This window comes from Streptococcus rubneri (assembly GCF_004785935.1).
Taxonomy (GTDB): Bacteria; Bacillota; Bacilli; order Lactobacillales; family Streptococcaceae; genus Streptococcus; species Streptococcus rubneri.
This window is the reverse complement of sequence record NZ_SRRP01000002.1, coordinates 324,512-344,415: the sequence shown is the minus strand read 5'-3', so window position 1 is coordinate 344,415 and position 19,904 is coordinate 324,512. Positions and strand designations below refer to the sequence as shown.

The 19,904-nt window shown below is 41.5% G+C and carries 19 protein-coding genes; 3 read left to right on the top strand and 16 right to left on the bottom strand.

The window, feature by feature from the left end; all coding sequences use genetic code 11:
• Nucleotides 1-205: 205 nt before the first annotated feature.
• The 3 genes from hpf to E5S68_RS09840 all read right to left on the bottom strand — a co-directional run bounded on the left by hpf (nucleotide 206) and on the right by E5S68_RS09840 (nucleotide 2,804).
• Nucleotides 206-751, bottom strand: coding sequence for a ribosome hibernation-promoting factor, HPF/YfiA family (gene hpf, locus E5S68_RS09850; protein WP_135783397.1), 546 nt, complete (start codon nucleotides 749-751; stop codon nucleotides 206-208).
• A gap of 86 nt (nucleotides 752-837) precedes the next feature.
• A complete protein-coding gene (locus E5S68_RS09845) occupies nucleotides 838-1,509 on the bottom strand; it encodes a ComF family protein (protein WP_234697746.1) in 672 nt (223 codons plus the stop codon).
• Entirely contained in the window at nucleotides 1,506-2,804 is a 1,299-nt protein-coding gene (locus E5S68_RS09840) for an ATP-dependent helicase ComFA (protein WP_135783396.1), read from the bottom strand. Before E5S68_RS09840 ends, E5S68_RS09845 begins: the two co-directional genes overlap by 4 nt.
• A 55-nt stretch (nucleotides 2,805-2,859) precedes the next feature.
• Here E5S68_RS09840 and E5S68_RS09835 point away from each other — a divergent pair, with 55 nt between their 5' ends.
• Complete coding sequence (locus E5S68_RS09835) at nucleotides 2,860-3,492, top strand: YigZ family protein (protein ID WP_135783395.1); 633 nt, start codon at nucleotides 2,860-2,862, stop codon at nucleotides 3,490-3,492.
• A 91-nt stretch (nucleotides 3,493-3,583) separates the two neighbouring features.
• Complete coding sequence (cysK, locus tag E5S68_RS09830; protein WP_125329919.1) at nucleotides 3,584-4,513, top strand: cysteine synthase A; 930 nt, start codon at nucleotides 3,584-3,586, stop codon at nucleotides 4,511-4,513.
• 51 nt (nucleotides 4,514-4,564) lie between these two features.
• On the opposite strand, the gene E5S68_RS09825 is transcribed toward cysK, so the two are convergent.
• The 13 genes from E5S68_RS09825 to E5S68_RS09765 form a co-directional block, all read right to left on the bottom strand.
• The gene (locus tag E5S68_RS09825) at nucleotides 4,565-4,933 is read right to left on the bottom strand and encodes a S1 RNA-binding domain-containing protein (protein WP_123160907.1); all 369 of its coding nucleotides are present in this window, start codon (nucleotides 4,931-4,933) and stop codon (nucleotides 4,565-4,567) included.
• A complete protein-coding gene (locus E5S68_RS09820) occupies nucleotides 4,930-6,336 on the bottom strand; it encodes a bifunctional Cof-type HAD-IIB family hydrolase/peptidylprolyl isomerase (RefSeq protein ID WP_135783394.1) in 1,407 nt (468 codons plus the stop codon). The genes E5S68_RS09825 and E5S68_RS09820 overlap by 4 nt, the downstream gene beginning before the upstream one ends.
• A gap of 43 nt (nucleotides 6,337-6,379) precedes the next feature.
• Nucleotides 6,380-7,012: a response regulator transcription factor gene (locus E5S68_RS09815; protein WP_135783393.1), complete on the bottom strand. Its 633-nt coding sequence runs from the start codon at nucleotides 7,010-7,012 to the stop codon at nucleotides 6,380-6,382.
• Nucleotides 6,990-8,009 (bottom strand): envelope stress sensor histidine kinase LiaS, encoded by a 1,020-nt coding sequence (locus tag E5S68_RS09810; RefSeq protein ID WP_135783392.1) that lies wholly within the window; start codon nucleotides 8,007-8,009, stop codon nucleotides 6,990-6,992. The genes E5S68_RS09815 and E5S68_RS09810 overlap by 23 nt, the downstream gene beginning before the upstream one ends.
• Nucleotides 8,006-8,701, bottom strand: a complete 696-nt coding sequence (gene liaF, locus E5S68_RS09805) for a cell wall-active antibiotics response protein LiaF (protein ID WP_135783391.1) — start codon at nucleotides 8,699-8,701, stop codon at nucleotides 8,006-8,008. The genes E5S68_RS09810 and liaF overlap by 4 nt, the downstream gene beginning before the upstream one ends.
• Nucleotides 8,702-8,843: 142 nt before the next feature.
• A complete protein-coding gene (gene pknB, locus E5S68_RS09800) occupies nucleotides 8,844-10,709 on the bottom strand; it encodes a Stk1 family PASTA domain-containing Ser/Thr kinase (protein WP_135783390.1) in 1,866 nt (621 codons plus the stop codon).
• Nucleotides 10,706-11,446: a Stp1/IreP family PP2C-type Ser/Thr phosphatase gene (locus E5S68_RS09795; RefSeq protein WP_135783389.1), complete on the bottom strand. Its 741-nt coding sequence runs from the start codon at nucleotides 11,444-11,446 to the stop codon at nucleotides 10,706-10,708. Before E5S68_RS09795 ends, pknB begins: the two co-directional genes overlap by 4 nt.
• A 21-nt stretch (nucleotides 11,447-11,467) precedes the next feature.
• Nucleotides 11,468-12,781 carry a 16S rRNA (cytosine(967)-C(5))-methyltransferase RsmB gene (gene rsmB, locus E5S68_RS09790; protein ID WP_135783388.1) on the bottom strand — a complete coding sequence of 438 codons (1,314 nt, stop codon included), beginning with the start codon at nucleotides 12,779-12,781 and terminating at the stop codon, nucleotides 11,468-11,470.
• Nucleotides 12,771-13,706, bottom strand: a complete 936-nt coding sequence (gene fmt / locus E5S68_RS09785) for a methionyl-tRNA formyltransferase (protein WP_135783387.1) — start codon at nucleotides 13,704-13,706, stop codon at nucleotides 12,771-12,773. The genes rsmB and fmt overlap by 11 nt, the downstream gene beginning before the upstream one ends.
• An 11-nt stretch (nucleotides 13,707-13,717) precedes the next feature.
• On the bottom strand, nucleotides 13,718-16,108 hold the full coding sequence (locus tag E5S68_RS09780) for a primosomal protein N' (protein WP_135783386.1): 2,391 nt from the start codon (nucleotides 16,106-16,108) through the stop codon (nucleotides 13,718-13,720).
• Nucleotides 16,109-16,170: 62 nt separating this feature from the next.
• Nucleotides 16,171-16,485, bottom strand: a complete 315-nt coding sequence (gene rpoZ, locus E5S68_RS09775; protein ID WP_006596845.1) for a DNA-directed RNA polymerase subunit omega — start codon at nucleotides 16,483-16,485, stop codon at nucleotides 16,171-16,173.
• A 28-nt stretch (nucleotides 16,486-16,513) separates the two neighbouring features.
• Complete coding sequence (gene gmk, locus E5S68_RS09770; protein WP_135783385.1) at nucleotides 16,514-17,143, bottom strand: guanylate kinase; 630 nt, start codon at nucleotides 17,141-17,143, stop codon at nucleotides 16,514-16,516.
• A gap of 210 nt (nucleotides 17,144-17,353) precedes the next feature.
• Nucleotides 17,354-18,961 (bottom strand): ribonuclease Y, encoded by a 1,608-nt coding sequence (locus tag E5S68_RS09765; RefSeq protein WP_135783384.1) that lies wholly within the window; start codon nucleotides 18,959-18,961, stop codon nucleotides 17,354-17,356.
• A gap of 280 nt (nucleotides 18,962-19,241) precedes the next feature.
• On the opposite strand from E5S68_RS09765, the gene E5S68_RS09760 reads away from it, so the two are divergent.
• Nucleotides 19,242-19,724 (top strand): S-ribosylhomocysteine lyase, encoded by a 483-nt coding sequence (locus E5S68_RS09760; protein WP_135783383.1) that lies wholly within the window; start codon nucleotides 19,242-19,244, stop codon nucleotides 19,722-19,724.
• The last annotated feature ends 180 nt before the right edge of the window (nucleotides 19,725-19,904 follow it).

Sequence of the window (19,904 nt, the reverse complement as noted above, 5' to 3'; positions counted from 1 at the left end):
CAAAGGTCTTTGTCGCTCTCGCGCGACAACTATATTAGTATATCACGCATCTTTTGGACTGTCAACACTTTTTTGAAATTTTTTTATTTTTTTTGATAAATAGTATTTTGTCTTAATTTCTTTACGCTTTCTTCCTATATATATCTCCTCTTTTTGCTCAAAAACTCCTGTAGGAAATCCACAGGAGTTGTTTTTCTATTCTATTCTATTTTTCTTTGACTTCAAGAAGTCCTACATCTCCATCTTCTCGACGGTAGATAACATTTGTAGTATTGTCTTCTACATCCTTATAAATGAAAAAGTCATGTCCCAAAAGATCCATTTGAAGAATCGCTTCATCTAATTCCATTGGTTCAATATCAATTGTTTTAGTACGGACTACTTTATCAAGGGCTACACTTTCTTCTACAAAAGCATCTGTGAAGATTTTGCTAGTAGCAGATTTACTACGATTTTTCTTTTCAATCTTCGTTTTATTCTTACGAATTTGACGTTCAATCTTATCTACTACCAAGTCGATTGATCCATACATATCTTGAGAAACATCTTCTGCACGCAAGGTTATCGAACCTAGTGGAATGGTCACTTCCACTTTAGCAGTTTTCTCACGATAAACTTTTAAGTTCACACGTGCATCTAATTCTTGATCTGCTTGAAAATATTTTTCAATCTTTTCGAGTTTAGAAACGACATAGTCGTGAATGGCTTCTGTTACTTCTAGGTTTTCACCACGGATACTATATTTAATCATATAAGTACCTACTTTCTAAACATTTTTTCTTTATATACATATTATAACGCTTTCATTTTTTTTTTGCAAATTTATTTTTGAATATTCTACCTTGCCAATGAAAAAGATTTTATTTCTTTCACACCTTTTCCATTTAAGATTTCTTTAGCTCGTTCTATAGTAGCTCCGGTAGTATAGATGTCGTCTACCAGTATTATTTTTAGGTCTGAGAGGTCAGTCTGATGATTTATCAGGTCAAAAGATTGTTTTAATTCCAATCGTTCTTTTCTATTTTTTTGCGATTGCGCTTGAGTATCTCTTTTCTTTAATAGCTGACAATAGGGTAGATTCGCAAAGTCTAACATAGCTGTTACCTGATTGAATCCCCTCTTTTCTTTCCTTTCTTGACTTAGAGGGATGGGGACGATGCTATAACCCTTATATTTTTTCAGTTCCAAATAGATTTCTTTTGCAAAGAGATAACCTAGGAGTTGGTCTCCTTGAAATTTGTACCGTCGAAAGTAGTCTTTCATCTCTTCGTTATAATAATAGAGAGCTCTATGACAAACTTCTTTTCCATTCTTTTTCCATGTAGTGCAGTCTTCACACATTCCTTTTTGTCCTTTTTTACAGCAGGAGGAACAGACTTCATTACCGACTTTTTCAAATCTAATTCTACAGGATTCGCAAAGCCATTCTTCTTCTCGCTTCATCAAAAACAGTTCTTGTAAACTTAATTGGTAAGAGAGGGACTCTTCACATAATAAACATTGCTTCAAAATCCTGCCTCCTTGTTCATTTCCTTTATTTCCCTTATAGCGTCATTCATATCTTTACTCGTTCCTTCTGATAAATATAGTAGAGTTCCTGTTGGTCGTTCTATGCTCCTTCCGACCCGCCCTGCGATTTGAACGAGAGCGCTTTTGGTAAATAGTCTATGGTTCGCTTCTATCACAAATACATCTACTTTTGGGAAGGTTACTCCCCTCTCTAGAATAGTTGTTGACAGTAGAATGCTAATTTCTTGATTGCGAAATCCTTCAACCAACTCCAGTCTATTTTCTGTTTTTGAAGTGACCAACTCCAACTTCTCATTTGGGAATAACTTCCTTAGGATTCTTAACATTTTTTCACCTAATTTAATTTCAGAAACAAATAAAATCAAGGGATAGTGGGTTTTTCTTTGTTGCTTAATTAAGGTAAGTAGTTTTCGTGGAATCTGCTCATTTTCTATTTTCCTTCGGATATCTTGGAGCCATACTTTCTTTGGTACAACCAAGGGATTTCCATGAAAGCGCCTCGGCAAGCTCACCCGCTTCAACTCCTTATTTTTTACCTTCCGATCAAGCTCTTTTGTTGAAGTAGCTGTTAAATAGATTAGTTTTCCTTTTTTTGCCAACGCATTTGAAACGGCTTGATAGAGCATAGCATTATCAACAAATGGAAAGGCATCCACTTCGTCAATAATGAGGAGATTAAAGGCCTGATAGAATTTTAGTAGTTGGTGAGTGGTTGCTATGACAAGGGGAGTCCGAAAATAGGGTTCTGAATCTCCATGCAGGAGAGAAATAGGGCAGGCAAAATCCCTTGTCATACGATGGTAGAGTTCGATACAGACATCTATTCTAGGCGTAGCAATACAAACACTTTCTCCTCTTCGGATCACTTCTGCGACCACATGATACATCATCTCTGTTTTTCCAGCTCCTGTTACCGCATGCACCATAACAGGATCCTCTTGTCCTAACGATTGGACCAGAGCTTCTGAGACTCGACTTTGAAAGGGCGTTAAGGTTCCCTGCCAGTTCAAGACTTCCTCTTGAGGAAAGGCTACTTGTGGGAAATAGTATAAGGATTCATCGCCTCTAATTCTCCCTAATTGGATACAGGCTCGGCAATAATAACTGCCAATCTGCAGTTTCCAATGTTCTAGGTCAATCTGGCTTCCACAACGATTGCAGAATAACTTTCCTTTTTCCTCAATCATACTCGGGAGCAACTGGGCTTGTTCTATGACTTCTTGATCTACCTGGTCCTTTGTAAATAGACGTCCATAACAATCTTCTACTTTCATACTTATATATTCGTAAAAGCTCGCAGTTTTAAGAGTTTTTTTGTAAAATAAATGTATGGAATACAAGACTTTTAAAGAGGACGGTCTCGTCCAAGAAGAAATTAAAAAATCCCGCTTTCTTTGCCATGTTAAACGAGTTTATACTGAAGAGGAAGCTCGCGACTTTATAGCCGCTATCAAGAAGGAACATTATAAGGCAACTCACAATTGTTCTGCTTTTGTCATTGGAGAGCAATTTGAAATTAAACGGACTAGTGACGATGGCGAACCTAGTGGGACTGCTGGCGTGCCCATGCTTGGTGTTTTAGAGAACCACGAACTGACCAATGTCTGTTGCGTTGTCACTCGTTATTTTGGAGGCATCAAGCTTGGAGCCGGTGGACTCATTCGCGCTTATGCTGGCAGTGTCGCACAAGCGGTGAAAGAAATCGGTCTCGTTGAGATCAAAGAGCAGGTTGGTCTAGGGATTAGCTTGACTTATCCCCAATACCAAGAGTTTGCGAACTTTTTATCCGCTCACCAATTAACAGAATACCAGACAGACTTCACCGATGCTGTCTTTAGTCTGATCTATGTAGATAAAGAGCAAAAAGAAAATGTGATTGCGGACCTGATTGATTTTTACCATGGAAAAGTCGAGATTAGTGATCAGGGATTAAAGGAAGTGGAAGTTCCCATCCAGCTATAAAAAAAGGCTATCGCCTCGATAGCTTTTTTATATTTTACAAACCTTCTTACTGGCGGTATACTGGATACACTAACAAAGGAGTGTATATCGTATGCCAATCTATCAAAATATTACAGAATTAATCGGAAAAACACCTATTGTAAAATTGAACCACCTAGTACCTGAAGGGGCTGCTGATGTCTATGTTAAATTAGAAGCCTTCAACCCTGGGTCATCTGTTAAAGACCGGATTGCTCTTAGCATGATTGAAAAAGCAGAACGAGATGGTCTTCTTCAACCCGGTTCTACTATCGTTGAAGCAACCAGTGGAAATACAGGAATTGGTTTGTCATGGGTCGGAGCTGCCAAAGGGTATAAAGTGGTCATCGTCATGCCTGAAACCATGAGTGTTGAACGTCGAAAAATCATTCAAGCTTATGGAGCAGAACTTGTCTTAACTCCAGGTAGTGAAGGAATGAAAGGAGCTATCGCTAAAGCAGAAGAAATCGCTGCAGAACGAAACGGTTTCCTTCCCCTCCAATTTAACAATAGCGCCAACCCAGAAGTCCATGAAGCAACAACAGGACAAGAAATTTTAGAAGCTTTTGGGCCAAATGGATTGGATGCTTACGTCAGTGGTGTTGGAACTGGTGGAACTATTTCAGGTGTTTCTCATGCCTTGAAAAAAGTCAACCCAGCTGTCCAAGTCTATGCAGTCGAAGCAGATGAATCAGCGATTCTTTCTGGTGAAAAACCTGGACCACACAAAATCCAAGGATTGTCAGCAGGTTTCATTCCAGAAACGTTGGATACCAATTCTTATGATGGCGTAATCCGCGTCACTTCTGAACAAGCTTTAGAATTAGGTCGCTACATTGGTGGAAAAGAAGGATTCTTAGTTGGAATTTCATCTGCCGCCGCTATCTATGCAGCAATTGAAGTCGCTAAAGAGCTTGGCGCTGGTAAAAAAGTCTTGGCTTTGGCACCGGATAATGGAGAACGTTACCTTTCAACTACCCTTTACGATTTTGACCAAGAATAAGAAAGAGGCTACGATGTAGCCTCTTTTTCTTCTATCTGCAGAACCAAATTTTTATTTTCCTTGACTAGTGTCACTCAAAAATTCTTTACTTTCTTTAATCCAAATAGGTAATTGCTTAGCTAAAGGAGTAAAACCAATCTTATGGCGATCATTAGAAAAACGATGATGTCGAAACTGCTTTCTGTTCCCAGCTTCTAAGGTACGAAGAGACAAGCTAGCCTTCCCAGAGTATTCATCAATATCGATAATCTGGGTACAAACTTGATCCCCAATTTTTAAGATATCATGAATGTTGTCGATATATCCACTGCGGATTTCAGAAATATGGATTAAACCGGTTACCCCTGTCTCTAATTCTACAAAGGCTCCATAAGGTTGCAACCCTGTCACAACACCCTTCAGTTTATCCCCGATTCTCATGCTTCATCCTCGATGTCAATGGATTCCATGACCACATCTTCTTTGGGTTTGTCCATGGCACCTGTCTCTACTGCCGCAATTGTATCCAATACTTGATAAGAAGCTTCATCCATCAACTGACCGAATACTGTGTGACGACGGTCCAAATGAGGCGTCCCTCCTTCTTCCGCATAAATTTCTGCAATAGCTTCAGGCCAACCACCACGGGCAATTTCCTTTTTAGAATAAGGAAGGTGTTGGTTTTGAACAATGAAGAATTGACTGCCGTTGGTATTTGGTCCAGCATTGGCCATAGATAGGGCTCCACGGATATTGTACAACTCTTCAGAGAATTCATCTTCAAACGATTCTCCATAGATGGATTCTCCACCCATACCTGTTCCAGTTGGATCCCCACCTTGGATCATGAAATCTTTAATGATGCGATGGAAAATTACTCCATTATAATAGCCATCTTTTGCAAGCGCAATAAAGTTTGCTACTGTTTTCGGTGCTTGATCAGGGAAGAGACGAATCTTCATATCTCCATAGTTGGTATGAATCGTCGCAATTGGTCCTGTCTCTTGATCCATTTTTGTTTGTGGTAAATGCAATTCTTTTTCAACCATTTTTAACTCCTCTAAGGCATGTAAAATACCATCTTCTTCTATGTTTTTTGTGACATAATCCGCTCTGGCTTTTAATGCATCCTGGGCATTCCCCATGGCAATCGCTAAACCAGCATAGTCAAATAGTTCTAAGTCGTTCAATCCATCCCCAAATGTTAAGACATTTTCTGGTTTGAGACCCAGTTTTTCGACTACTTTTGAGACACCGTGAGCTTTGGATTGCTGATCCAAGACAACATCTGATGAGTTTGGGTGCCAGCGAACCAAACGCAATTCCTGCCCTAAAGCTTCTGGGAGGGCATCGAATGTTTTACCAGTCTCGAAGGTCCACATTTGATAAATGGGATGCTTGGTAGCAAAGTCCGGATCTACTGGTAAATTTGGATAGATGGAATCAATAGCCCGGCTCATTTCTTCTGTCCGAGCTGAAAGAGCTGCTTGGTGACTCCCAACCAAACCATAATGAATCCCTACCTGCTTGGCCCAAGCAATAAAGTCTTGAACAAGTGGATTTGGTACCCTTTCTTCATAAATGACATTCTCTTTACGATCAATCACGTAGGAACCATTCAGAGTGACGTAGAAATCAGGTTGGAGAGCCTTGATTTCTTCTGGCACTCCAAAAATCCCTCTTCCACTGGCAATAGCTGTGTAAATTCCTTTTTCTCGTAATTGAGAAAACACTCTGGTGACCGAAGCTGGAACATAGCCTGTCTCAACATTTCGTAAGGTATCGTCAATATCAAAAAATACTATTTTAATCTTTTTTGCTTTGTAGCGTGTTTTTGCATCCATGTTGGCTCCATTCAGTATGCTGTCTATTATAGCATGTTTTTGACTAAAAATCTTCCTGAGAAACCAAGTGATGCTGGAAGGCATATACCACTGCCTGAGTACGGTCGCTCACTTCTAATTTTGACAAAATATTCGACACATGGGTCTTGACTGTTTTTAATGAAATGAATAATTCATCAGCTATCCGTTGGTTTTCATATCCTTTGGTTAGCAAAGCCAAGATATCTCGTTCACGCGCGGTCAAGTCATCATGGAGTTCCACGTGATTTTTTCGATACTCAACTTTTTGGCTGACCTCTGTCTCAATCGCCAACTCTCCTTGTTCCACCTTACGAATGGCCCGTAAAATTTCCTCTGCACTAGAGGTTTTGAGCATATATCCCTTGGCTCCCGCATCCAAGACAGGGTAGATTTTTTCATTGTCCAGATAAGACGTTAGGATCAATATTTTTGCATCTGACCACTCCTTCAGGATGGCGAGTGTCGCTTCAATCCCGGTCATATGTGGCATGACAATATCCATAATGATGACATCTGGTCGTTCTTGTAAGGCTACTTCGACACCCTCTTGACCATCGCTGGCTTCTAGGACTTGATCAATCCCATCTTGCATACTTAAATAGCTTTTCAATCCTAATCGGACCATCTCATGATCATCTACTAGTAATAATTTCATTTTCCTCTCCTTCTACTAATGGCACTTTGATATCAATGGCCACTCCCTTTTTAGGACTGGTCAAAATTTTAATTCTTCCTGCCATGTCATCCACTCGATCTTGAATATTCTTCATACCGTAACTTAGTTCACCCAGCGATTCTGGATCAAATCCAACTCCATCATCTGCTAATTTAAGATGGAGAGACTGTTCTGTTTGCAACAGATAAACATCCAATCGCTTAGCATGGGCATGTCTCAGGGTATTGCTAACCACTTCTTGCACAATCCGGAAAATATGCTCCTCAATTGATTTAGGTAATTTTTGAACATCATGTTCAAAATGAACTTCTAAGTTACTCTTTTCTTGCAGTTCCCTAAAAATCACCTGCATGCCTTCTACTAAGTTCCGACCTTCCAATTCTGTCGGGCGGAGGTGCAATAAGAGAATCCGCAAATCATTTTGAGCCGTATTTAAAATTTCAGTTACTCCCTTCAACTGTTGCCCGACTTTAGGCAGTTGAAGAACCTGATTCTGACTGGCTACACCGGACAAAATCATATTGGCCGCAAATAATTCTTGGCTCACCGTATCATGGAGATCCCGGGCAATTCGCCTACGTTCACGTTCCACAATCTCTTCTTCATTTTGCATGACCCGATTTTCTGTTCGTTGCAAATTTTCTGTTAGGCGTTTGAGTTTCCGATCCAAGCGTTGAAAATCTTCATTAATTTCTTTGTTTTCTCCCAGTTTTAATTTTTTTCCTTCAAGAAGACCTCTTAGATTTTTCTGAACCGTATGCATGGTAGTGAATTGAACCAGCTTGATAAGGACAATCATAAACAAGGTCAGAGAGCTAGTCAAGCCAAAACCAATAAAGAGAAAGGCACGTAATTTGGACATATCATTCAACAAATCTGTCCACTGAAAGTCAAAGAGCCCAAAAATGGAATGGATAATCACCAACAAGACCAACAAGGTGTATATAAAAATCAAGAGATAGTCTGTTCGCTTCATCCTCTGACCACCTCCACATCTCCAACCAATCCTGCTAAAACAACCTTAACCGTCCGATGAGAGCTTTTATAATTAGGTGTTTCAATGCTGATGGTTTCATTTCTTAACTTTCTTGGTGGTTGGGAAAAAAGTCGCAACTCTCCATAGAGGGTATTGACTTGCAAACTGAGTTCCACATCAACCGGAAGGATAATCTTTGTATTTCCAAACATTTTCCGCATAACAATGACATTATCGTGATTGACGACAATCACTTCATCTAAATGAAGTGTATCCTTCCCAGCTAATCGAAGAATGTTAATATCGCGGTATTGGCAATTGACCTTTGAAAAATGGTGCAAATCCCCCATCCAGGGCGTCTTTTCTTGTCGAATCTCCGCATCCTCTGCCTGGTCAATTTTCACTTCTTCGTTTTCCCGGTAAAAATAGGGGTAAGCGACAATCATACCATAGAGCACAGCAAATAAAAGAGCTGCAACCACATAAGGATTCAGCATAATAATATAAAACAGCATCATACTGGAGGCTACCAATAAAAAATTACTGCGCTGTTTTCCAATATAATAATACAAGAGTAGTAAGCAAAGGACAACGATTAGGATTACCCGGGAAACACTTCCCGCTAAGATGGTAATGGTTGCCATGGTCAATAACATTGCTTCTACAAATATAAAGAATTGAATCTTCCACATAGTTGAACCTCTCTACTCTATTTTATCAAAAATTCCAAGGTTTCGCTTCGGCCTCTAGGAGGATTCAAGCAAGTCGACTTATACAAACAAATAACCAGACCTAAAGGTCTGGTTATCCATCCATTCTGTTTATGAGGTCGTCTCAGTCTGAGGATGAGGAAGATGTTTCTGTTCCAGAATGATGCTCCTCAGAAGAACTGCTTGACGTTTCTGAAGAACTTGATGCTTTGGAACTACTACTTGAAGGTTCCGTCTTTGGTTCGTAGACAGTCAACACAATTCGTGTCTTTTCAAGATTAAGAGTTGCCATAGGTTCTGGCGTTTGACTGACTATCTGACCAGCATAGGCCTCCATTCCATCTGGAAGATGTTCTGTAGTCTTCCGCTCAATATTGGCTTCCTTGACTCCATATATCTGTACTAAATTAGCGACAGCAAAGTCATAGGTGGAACCAATATAGCTTGGCATATCAATTGAAGTACTTTCTTTTGAAATTTTCAAAACAATCTTCTTCTTGGAATTCATTTGATACTTTTCACCAGCAGCAGGACTTTGCTCAAGAACGATTCCAGCTTCTACTTCATTGGTCTCCACTTCCTCAATAGAAATCTGTTTACTAGATAGTTTATAAGTGTTTTTGAGATCCGCTTCTGCTTCTTCCCTAGACATTCCAACATAATCTGGCATATCAAAAGAATTTGGTCCCTTAGACACAACTAAATCAATTTTACTTTGTTCTTTTTTTTGAGAACCTGCAGTTGGATTGGTTCGAATGATATAACCTTCTGCCACTGAATCACTGTATTCTTCTTTTTCTTCTCCGACCTGAAGACTTTGATTTTCAATGATGGCACGCGCTTCTGCTACCGTTTTCCCAGATACATTAGGGACCGTTTTATTTGCTGGACTCATATAGAGAAGAAAAGCAAAGGCAGCTAGAACAAGAGCAATCGCCACAAATAGAACCTTGTATCGTGTGCGTAAGCGACGTTGTGGTTTGTTTTTTGGAGAGAGGGGAGCCATTCGACTTCCAGTGTCTGAACTGACTTCTTCTTGAGTTGATGGACGTGGATCCGCTGTAGGAAGCGGAGTCGGTTTTGGAACCACATTCACCTTAGGGAGAGTCTTGGTATCTGCCTTAGCTGTATCATCAAACACTAGTTTTTTCTCATTGCGACGTTCGAATGATAAACAACTAGATAAATCCACATACATTTCAGCAACAGATTTATAGCGATCTGAAAGTTTCTTAGCTGTTGCTTTGATGACGATATTTTCCAAGGCTTGTGGAACATTTTTATTCTCTTCCCGAATAGAAGGAAGAGGCTTTTGAAAATGCTGGAGGGCAATTGTAACTGCACTGTCCCCGTCATATGGGATATGCCCGGTCAACATTTCATAGAAAATGATTCCCATTGCATAGATATCACTCTGAATAGTTGCTTTTGATCCACGAGCTTGTTCTGGTGACAAATAGTGAACCGAACCAAGCATAGAGTTGGTCTGAGTGAGACTGGTCTCTGCAAAAGCTACCGCGATCCCAAAATCAGAAACTTTAGCATTTCCATCTGCTGTCAATAAGACATTCTGTGGTTTCAAGTCACGGTGAATAATCCCTTGGGTATGGGCCAACCGCATAGCAAGAAGGATCTGCCCCATCAATCGAACAGCTTCTTCATTTGATAAAGGAGCATTTTCTTTGATGTAGCGTTTTAAATCCAACCCAGCGACATATTCCATCGCCAAGTATTGTTGGCCATCTTCTTCGCCAATATCCGTAATCCGAACGATATTTGGATGATCCAAATCCGCCATCGCCTTAGCCTCTCGCTGGAAGCGCGCGACTGCAATTGGGTCTGTCTGGTAATTAGTCCTCAGTACCTTAACTGCGACTTCCTCACCATCTAAGATTAAATCCCGAGCCAGGTAAACATCTGCCATGCCTCCTCGCCCAATCTGTTGGATAATCTTATATCGTCCGGCAAAAATTTTGCCGATTTGAATCATGCATTGTCCTCCTCACCGAAGTGAATCAGGACAACTGTAATATTATCTAGACCACCTGCATTATTAGCAAAGCGTATCAAGGTTTGGGCTTTTTCTTCCACTGTTACATCACTAAGGACGATATCGCGGATTTCATCTCCAGAAATCATATTGGTCAGTCCATCGCTATTGATTAGAATATAATCTCCTGCTTCAACTGTAATCATGCCAAAGTCCGGTTGCAATTCATCTTTTTGACCAATAGATTGGGTAATAATATTTCTTTGAGGGTGATGAGCTGCCTCTTCTTCCGTGATTTGTCCTGCCTTAAGTAAGGCATTGACCAAGGAGTGATCACTCGTCAACTGACGGTACTCACCATCATGAATCAAACCAATCCGTGAATCACCTACATGGGCAAACAAGACCTGATTATCAATAATAGCTAAGGCCTCTAAGGTTGTTCCCATCCCTTTGTGTTCTTCATCTTGACCAATGCGGTGGATTTGCTGGTTTTCTTTTTCTAAGTGTTCTGCAAACCATTCCCTGACTTCGTTAATGGTGCTGATTTCTGTTTGTACCCAAGCAGAACCGAGATCGGTAACAGCCATCTCACTGGCAATATTACCAGCTCGGTGTCCCCCCATCCCATCAGCCAGAAAAATCATTGATTTTCCAGCTTTATTTGTATATTGATTTGCATAGTCCTGGTTATTTGTCCGTCTTTGACCTACATCGGTTAAGATAGAAATTTCCATACTGTCTGTTTCCTCCTGAGATTACGATATTCTACGAAAACGACTGATAAAGAAGCCATCGCTTCCATATAGTTCTGGAGTAATTAAAATACAGCCCTCTTTTAGAATTTCGTTTCGTTCATGATCTAGTGGCACTAGCTCAAAATTAGGATGGGTTGCTAAAAACTGTTGAACCACTTCCGTGTTTTCTTCGCTTATAATTGTGCACGTACTGTAGACTATTATACCATCTTTTCGTACACTTTGACAAACGCTATCCAATATTTCCAATTGAACTGCCTGTAGGGAGGCAAAGTCCGCATTGTCTTTATTGTACTTGATGTCTGGTTTCCGACGAATGAGCCCGATTCCAGAGCAAGGAGCGTCTACTAAGACCTTATCAAAAGCGTCTGGTCCAAAGGTCTCAGATACCTTCCTTGCATCCAATTGCTTGGTCTCAATTTTATCAGCTACTCCCAGACGATTCGCGTTTTCTTGAATTAACAGGAGCTTATGATTGTACAAGTCTAAGGCTGTGATTTTTCCATCAATTAAATAGGAAGCCATATGAACTGTCTTGCCCCCAGGAGCTGCACAGGCATCTAATACCTGATCTGACGCCTGGATCTCCAAAGCCGGAGCTACCAATTGACTGGTCTCATCCTGGATGGTTAGCTTTCCTTGTTTGAAGTAATCAGAGCCCGCAACATAGCCATTCTCCTTCACAAGAGCTGTCGAGGCCAATAAAGAATCAGAGGCCTGCAATCGCTCCTTGATGTCTTCTTTTTGGTCCAAATCGACAACTCGAACACTGGCCTTGTTGCGAACATAGAGGCTCTCAAAAATTGCAATGGCCCGCGTTTCACCATACTCATCAAGCAACTTTTTTACCAACCAAACCGGAAGGGAATAACGGATCGAAAGCCGTTTATTGACTCGTTTAATCTGGTCAATCGACGGAAGCCCCTCTCGTAGCATTTTCCGTAAGAGAGCATTGACATATTTTTCGCTCCCCTTCTTCCGTTGTTTGGCTAGCTCTACTGCTTCATGGACAACAGCATGGGGAGGAATCTTCTCAAGATAGACGAACTGATAGAGGCTCATCAATAAAAGATGATAGATCCATGGATCTATCTGGTCCCGATCAGCGACAAAGTGCGATAGATACCATTCCAAGGTTAGTTTGCGTGAAACCGTCCCATAGACGATTTCGGTTACTAGACTTTTATCCACTTCTGACAGATTCGCTTTCCCCAATCCTTTTTTGAGGGCAATATTTGAAAAAGCACCGTCCTGGAAAATCTCTCCTAGGATAGTTAGAGCCAACCCTCGTGCAGTCTGCATCTTATTTACCAAATTGATCACCTACTTGCAATTGTCGCCCTAAGCCATTCAAGAAATCCCCAACAGCCATCTTGGGTTTACCGGCTGGCTGAACAAGGGTCAAGGCCAGGGCTCCTTCTCCCGTCGCAACAACGATTTCATTTTTATGAAGAGCTAGGATTGTCCCAGGTTGACCTTGACCTTCACACGGTTTTGCTTGGTAAATCTTAAAGCGTTCACCCTTCCATAGGGTATGGGCAACTGGCCAAGGATACATACCTCGAACTTGGTTAAAGAGTTCACGGTTGGTCCGTGCCCAATCCAGGCGTTCTTCTTCCGGCTTGATATTGGGAGAGAAGGTGACTTGTTGGGGATCCTGCGGTTGTGGCTTAAGTTCTCCCGCAAGGTAAGCCGGTAGAGTTTCTAAGAGAAGATCCCGACCGACAAGAGCCAATTTCTCAAACATGGTTCCCACATTGTCTTCTTCTAAAATAGGGATAGCACGAGAGGAAATCATAGCCCCAGCATCCATCTCTTTGACCATTTCCATGATGGTCACACCAGCTTCTTTATCCCCATTCATGATGGCATAATGAATAGGAGCTCCACCGCGGTATTTTGGAAGAAGAGAAGCGTGCACGTTGACAGAAAACTTCATAGCCTCTAACAATCGACTTGGTAAAAATTGCCCAAAGGCTGCTGTGACAATCCCGTCTGCTCCCAAAGCCAATAAGTCTTCTAGTTCTTGACTTCCAGATAGTTTCTCCGGCTGGTAGATTGGCAAGCCTGCTTCTAAAGCCGCTTCTTTTACTGGCGTCATTCGGATTTCTTTTTTCCGGCCAACTGCCCGATCTGGTTGGGTCACAACAGCTAGAATTTCATAGCGTTCATCAGAAATCAAGCCTTTTAAGACTGTAGCTGAGAAATCAGGCGTTCCCATAAATAGTATTTTTGTCATTTTTTCTCCTTCTACATAAAACTTTGCGGTTCATTGTCAATGCTGACTCGAAGATCTTGATTTTCCCGCTCTTGAGTATAGTCCAAAATCTGATTTAAAACCTGTGGCAATTGGTCTTCAAACCGGTACTTCAACAGGATTTGATAATGGAATAAATTATGCGTGCGAGCAATCGGTTTTGGCGTTGGTCCCAAGATTTGGACCTGATCGGACAGACCTGCTTTCAACAGGTCCATCACCTGATAAGCTTTTTTAACCACGACCTCTTCTTGTTTGTGAGAGAGGGTTAAACCTACCGTGTAATAATAAGGTGGATAGCCTAATTGGTGGCGCACCTTCATTTCATAGGCATAAAACCCTTCATAATCTTGGCGTTTCGCATATTCAATCGCATAATGATGAGGATTATAGGTCTGAATCAGAACCTGGCCCTCTTTATCCGCACGACCGGCCCGTCCTGCCACCTGGGTTAACAGTTGGAAGGTCCGCTCTGAAGAGCGAAAATCAGGCAAATTTAAAGCTGTATCTGCATTTAGAACACCGACAAGAGTAACATTGGGGAAATCCAAGCCCTTGGCAATCATCTGGGTCCCAAGCAAAATATCAGCTTGTCCTTGACCAAACTGGTCCAACAAGGCCTCGTGACTCCCTTTTTTCCGAGTAGTGTCAACGTCCATCCGCAGAATACGAGCCTCTGGGAAAATTTCTTGTAGCTCATCGTAGGCCTTCTGGGTCCCCGTCCCGTAATAACGAATGGATCGACTTTGGCAATTGGGACAGACAGTTGGGATGGCCTTATGGTAATTACAATAATGGCAGTCCATCGTCTTGGTATCCATGTGGAGGGTCAAGGAGATATCACAGTTAGGACAGGTATCTACCTGACCACATTCCCGACACATGACAAAACTGGAATAACCTCGGCGATTGAGCATAAGGACGACTTGCTCTTTTCTCTGCAGACGTTCTGCAATAGCCTCCAACAACTTGGGCGTATAAGTTCCAGATTCCTGCTGGCCAATATAGTCCCTGAAATCGATCACTTCTACCTTTGGAATGCGGGCAAGCGGATTAGCCCGTTGGGTCAATTGAAGAAATTCATAGACCCCTTTTCCTGCACGGGCTCGTGTTTCTAGACTAGGAGTCGCCGACCCCAAGACCAAAACAGCCTGGTGATACTGAGCTCGTAGCAAAGCCACTTCACGCGCATGGTAGCGGGGATTGCTATCTTGTTTATAGGTTGCTTCATGTTCTTCATCGATAATGATAGCTCCTAGGTTCTTCAGAGGAGCAAAGATAGCAGACCGTGCTCCAACAACTACTTGGGCCTCCCCTCGCTCAACACGTCTCCACTCATCGTATTTTTCACCGTTGGATAGGCCCGAATGGAGGATGGCCACCCGATCCCCAAAGCGAGAAATAAAGCGATCCGTCACTTGAGGCGTCAAGGAAATTTCGGGAACCAACATAATAGCTGTTTTTCCCTTTTCTAGCACCTCTTGGATGATTTGGAGATAAACCTCCGTCTTCCCACTTCCTGTCACTCCTTCAAGTAAGAAAGGTTTGGAAAGTTGCCCAATTTTGCTGGTCACCGCTTGAACCGCTCGTTCTTGTTCAGCATTTAAAACCAAGGCCTCCGTCGACTCCTTGTCTTTAAAGTAGGCAGCCGCACGATTGACTTCTTTTTCAAAAATAAGCAAGGCTCCCTGGTCAATGAAATAGTTCACAACAGGACGAGAGAATTCAGCCAATAAGTCACTCAAAGGTGCTTCCACTTCTTGACCTTGGACGAATTCACGCAGGGCCAAGCGCTTTTTGGCATTCTTGGCGATTTCCAAATTTTCAAGTAGGTGATGATTTACCCGATACCATTTTTCTGTTTTGATATGTTTACGATCCACTGCTTGGTATTCTACTTCCAACTCTCCCTTACGAGTCAGTCGCATCATTCGTGCTTGAGCATCAATATCCAAAGAAGAAAAGGCCAAACTGGTCGCTGTTCCAAAAATGTCCTCTCTATCTTCTGGCGATAGCAGTTCTGTCGGATGGAGAATTTTGTCATAGGAAGAATTTAAAACACTGGGTAGCATGGCTTTCAAGAGGGTGATCTTGTAGGCAAAAACCGTCTTTCGCAACTGATCTGCCAACCAAAATTGTTCCTCTCCAAGAACAGCTTGGTAGTCTAAGACCTCCACAATACTTTTCAATTCTTGGTTTTGAGTTGCTAGAGGGGTTTCCTCTAGACCAACCACAATTCCTTGAATGAGCCGATTTCCCTTTCCAAAGGGAACATGTACCCGCATTCCTTTTTCCAAGAAAGGAGAAAACTCTTCTGGTACTCGGTAACTATAGGGCTTGTCTGTTTGCATCAAGGGAACATCAACAATGACTTGTGCGAGCATGCTTTCACCTCCTTCCTATCCTATCGCTAAATAGTAAAAAATAAGATTGAGCGAACCCAACCTTAAATTTTTTCACCATCTTCTTTTTCTTTTGCGATTTGCTCTTTAATTTTACGTTCTTCTTCTTCCTTACGCAAACGTTCTGCTTCGATTCGACGACGAACTGCTTCGCGCTTAGCTTCTGGATCCGGGTGAATCACCACATTTCCTGACTCAATCTCTTCCAAGGCACGCAAGGTAGATTTTACGGATTGAAATTCTTGAGTAGGAGTTGCACCACTTTCTAACTCATGAGCTCTTTTGGCTTCAAGAATAACCAAAGAGTATTTTGACGGTACTTTATCCAACAGTGTATCAATGGATGGTTTTAACATCATAATCTTTTTACCTAATTCCTATTCTAAATTATCGAACCACTTGAGTGGCTTTGGGAAGCATTTCTTGGTAATGACCAATGACCCGATCTACTCGGAAATGTTCCGCCTCAATTACACGTTTGACACGTTCTGCAGCCAAAGGCACTTGATCATTGACAACGGCATAATCATACTCACGCATCAAGGCAATTTCTTCTTTAGCTTTTTCAATCCGCTGAGCAATCACTTCCGCACTGTCAGTCCCACGCCCAACTAAACGATCTTGTAACTCATCCAAATCCGGAGGAGTCAAGAAAATGAAGACGGCATCCGGTACCTTTTTCTTCACCTGCAAAGCCCCTTGCACCTCGATCTCAAGGAAGACATCAATCCCTTTATCGAGGGTTTCGTTCACATAGGTCAACGGAGTGCCATAATAATTACCAACATATTCAGCATATTCAAGCATTTGACCTTGACGAATCAACTCCTCGAATTCTTCACGTGTACGGAAGAAATAATCTACTCCATCCACTTCACCTGGACGTTGAGCACGTGTTGTCATCGATACTGAGTATTGAAATTGATTATCTGAGCTTTCAAAAATCTCACGTCTAACCGTCCCTTTCCCAACACCTGAGGGTCCTGAGAAAACGATTAATAATCCTCGATCCGCCATTTTGTCTCCTTCGCTATCTTTCTATCTAGTGTAACAAAATTAGAAATATTTTTCAACAGATTTTTCCTAGAGACAAGGCTTCTAGCCACTTCTAGATGAAGCAATTATTCTCTTTTAGGATCCTATTTTCAATGCAACTCAAAAAAATAGTCAGCCAAGGATCTTTCACCTTCGCTGACTATCTTTTTTATAGATGGCTTTTAACAAGCTCTATTTTGCATAATCAATGGCACGCAATTCACGAATAACGGTTACCTTGATATTACCAGGATACTCCAAGTTAGACTCGATCTTCTCACGAATGTCATGAGCTAAGATGGTCAACTTATCATCCTTGACCTCTTCAGGGCTTACCATAATTCGGATTTCACGACCTGCTTGCAAGGCAAAGCTAGTCTTGACTCCCTTAAAGCCATTTGCAATTTCTTCAAGATCTTGAAGACGTTTGATATAACTTTCAAGAGACTCGCTCCGGGCACCTGGACGAGCCGCACTTAAAGCATCCGCTGCTGCTACAATAACAGCTATGACACTTTCTGGTTCCACGTCTCCATGGTGACTGGCAATGGTATTAACAACAACAGGGTGCTCTTTGTATTTACGAGCCAACTCTGTTCCAATTTCTACGTGACTACCTTCTACCTCACGGTCGATGGCTTTTCCAATATCATGTAGGAAACCAGCTCGACGAGCCAAGGTAGCATTTTCGCCAAGTTCACTCGCAATAATACCAGATAACTTAGCAACCTCAATCGAGTGACGCAAAACATTTTGACCATAAGAGGTTCTAAATTGCAAGCGTCCCATAATTTTCATCAAGTCAGGATGTAGATTTGGGGCCCCAATTTCATAAGCAGCTGCTTCACCGTATTCACGGATTCGTTGATCAATTTCCAGACGGTTCTTCTCTACCAACTCTTCAATACGAGCTGGATGAATTCGACCATCTTTCAAGAGACTTTCCATGGTCATCCGTGCGATTTCCCGACGAATCGGATCAAATCCTGACAAGGTGACTACTTCTGGTGTGTCGTCAATAATGACATCCACACCTGTTAAGCTTTCAAAGGTACGAATATTCCGACCTTCACGACCAATGATTCGCCCCTTCATCGCATCATCTGGCAAATGAACCGTTGAGTTTGTCTGTTCTGCAACAAAATCACCTGCCATCCGTTGCATGGCTTGAACCAAGATATCTTTCGCAACTTTGTCTGAACGTTCTTTTACTTCCAATTCTGCATCTCGGATACGAGTCGCAATTTCTTTTGAAAGATGTTCTTCTGTTTGCGTTAAGATAATATCACGCGCTTCCGATTGAGTAAGAGAAGCAATTTTTTCTAATTCTTCTTCTTTTTTCTTTTCTAGCTCATGTAATTGTTCTTCACGCGCATCAATGTGTTTAGTTCTATCTGAAAGACTTTGCTCTTTTTGTTCAAGAGTTTGTTCTTTGCTCGTAAGATTATCATCTTTGCGATCAAGATTATTTGAACGTTCCGCCAAGCGGGTTTCTAATTGTTTTAATTCTTGACGCTCTGATTTAAACTCAGCATCGACCTCTTCTCGATATTTTCTGGCTTCTTCCTTTGCCTCCAAAAGTGCTTCTTTTTTAAGTGAACTAGACTCATGCTTAGCTTCTTTCAAAATCAAATCAGCTTCACGCTCTGCCTGTCCACGTAAATTCGTTGCTTCTTGTTCAGCATTTAAAAGAGTAAGTTCTGCAGCTTCTTTCGATGCTTTCATCTTCACTGAGATCCCTACATATCCAATGACTAAACCAATGATTGCGGCAAAAACAATTGCAATTCCAAATTCCATGTTTTTACCTCTAATCTAATGAATAGTTGAATTAAAAAATTCTTTATCATTTTATCATATTTTCCAAAAATTAACAAACAAATTTTCTAGCTAAAACCAATATATTTCTGCTGTTTTTTAAAATTTCTCCGCCTTGATTCTAGCAAGAAAATAGCTTCAATTAACAGATTTCCATCACACATCTTCACCACCACTATGTTCCTTTTATCTCACAGCCCCTAGTGTTTTCTTCCCTCACCAATTGTGCTATAATCAAGAAAAAAGAAATTGAGGAAGTTAAATGACCAAAGAAGTTATTGTGGAAAGTTTCGAACTAGACCACACTGCTGTAAAAGCTCCTTACGTTCGCCTGATCGGAGAGGAAACTGGACCAAAAGGAGATGTGATTTCAAACTACGATATCCGCTTGGTACAACCAAACGAGGACTCTATCCCTACTGCTGGCTTGCATACCATCGAGCATCTCTTAGCTATGTTAATCCGCAAGCGTATTGATGGCATGATTGATTGTTCTCCATTCGGGTGCCGTACTGGATTTCACATGATTATGTGGGGACAACACAATCCTAGAACAATCGCTGAGGTAATCAAGTCTTCCTTAGAGGAGATAGCTGAAGCTACAAGCTGGGAAGATGTTCCTGGGACCACTATCGAGTCTTGCGGTAACTATAAAGATCACAGTCTCTTTTCTGCTAAAGAATGGTGCAAATTGATTCTCGAACAAGGTATTTCTGACGATCCTTTTACTCGCCATATCGTATAAAAAACAAAGGGAGAGGGAAAGAACTCCCACTAATTAAATAGAGTTCGTTTTCCCACCCCCGCACAGTTGATTGGGGCATCTTTGGAGCTTAAAAAGCGCACAAAGATACCCATCAACCGCTGCGCCATGCAGTTATTCCTATCAAACATTGAAGGCTAGACAGTTTTTGTCCAGTCTCTT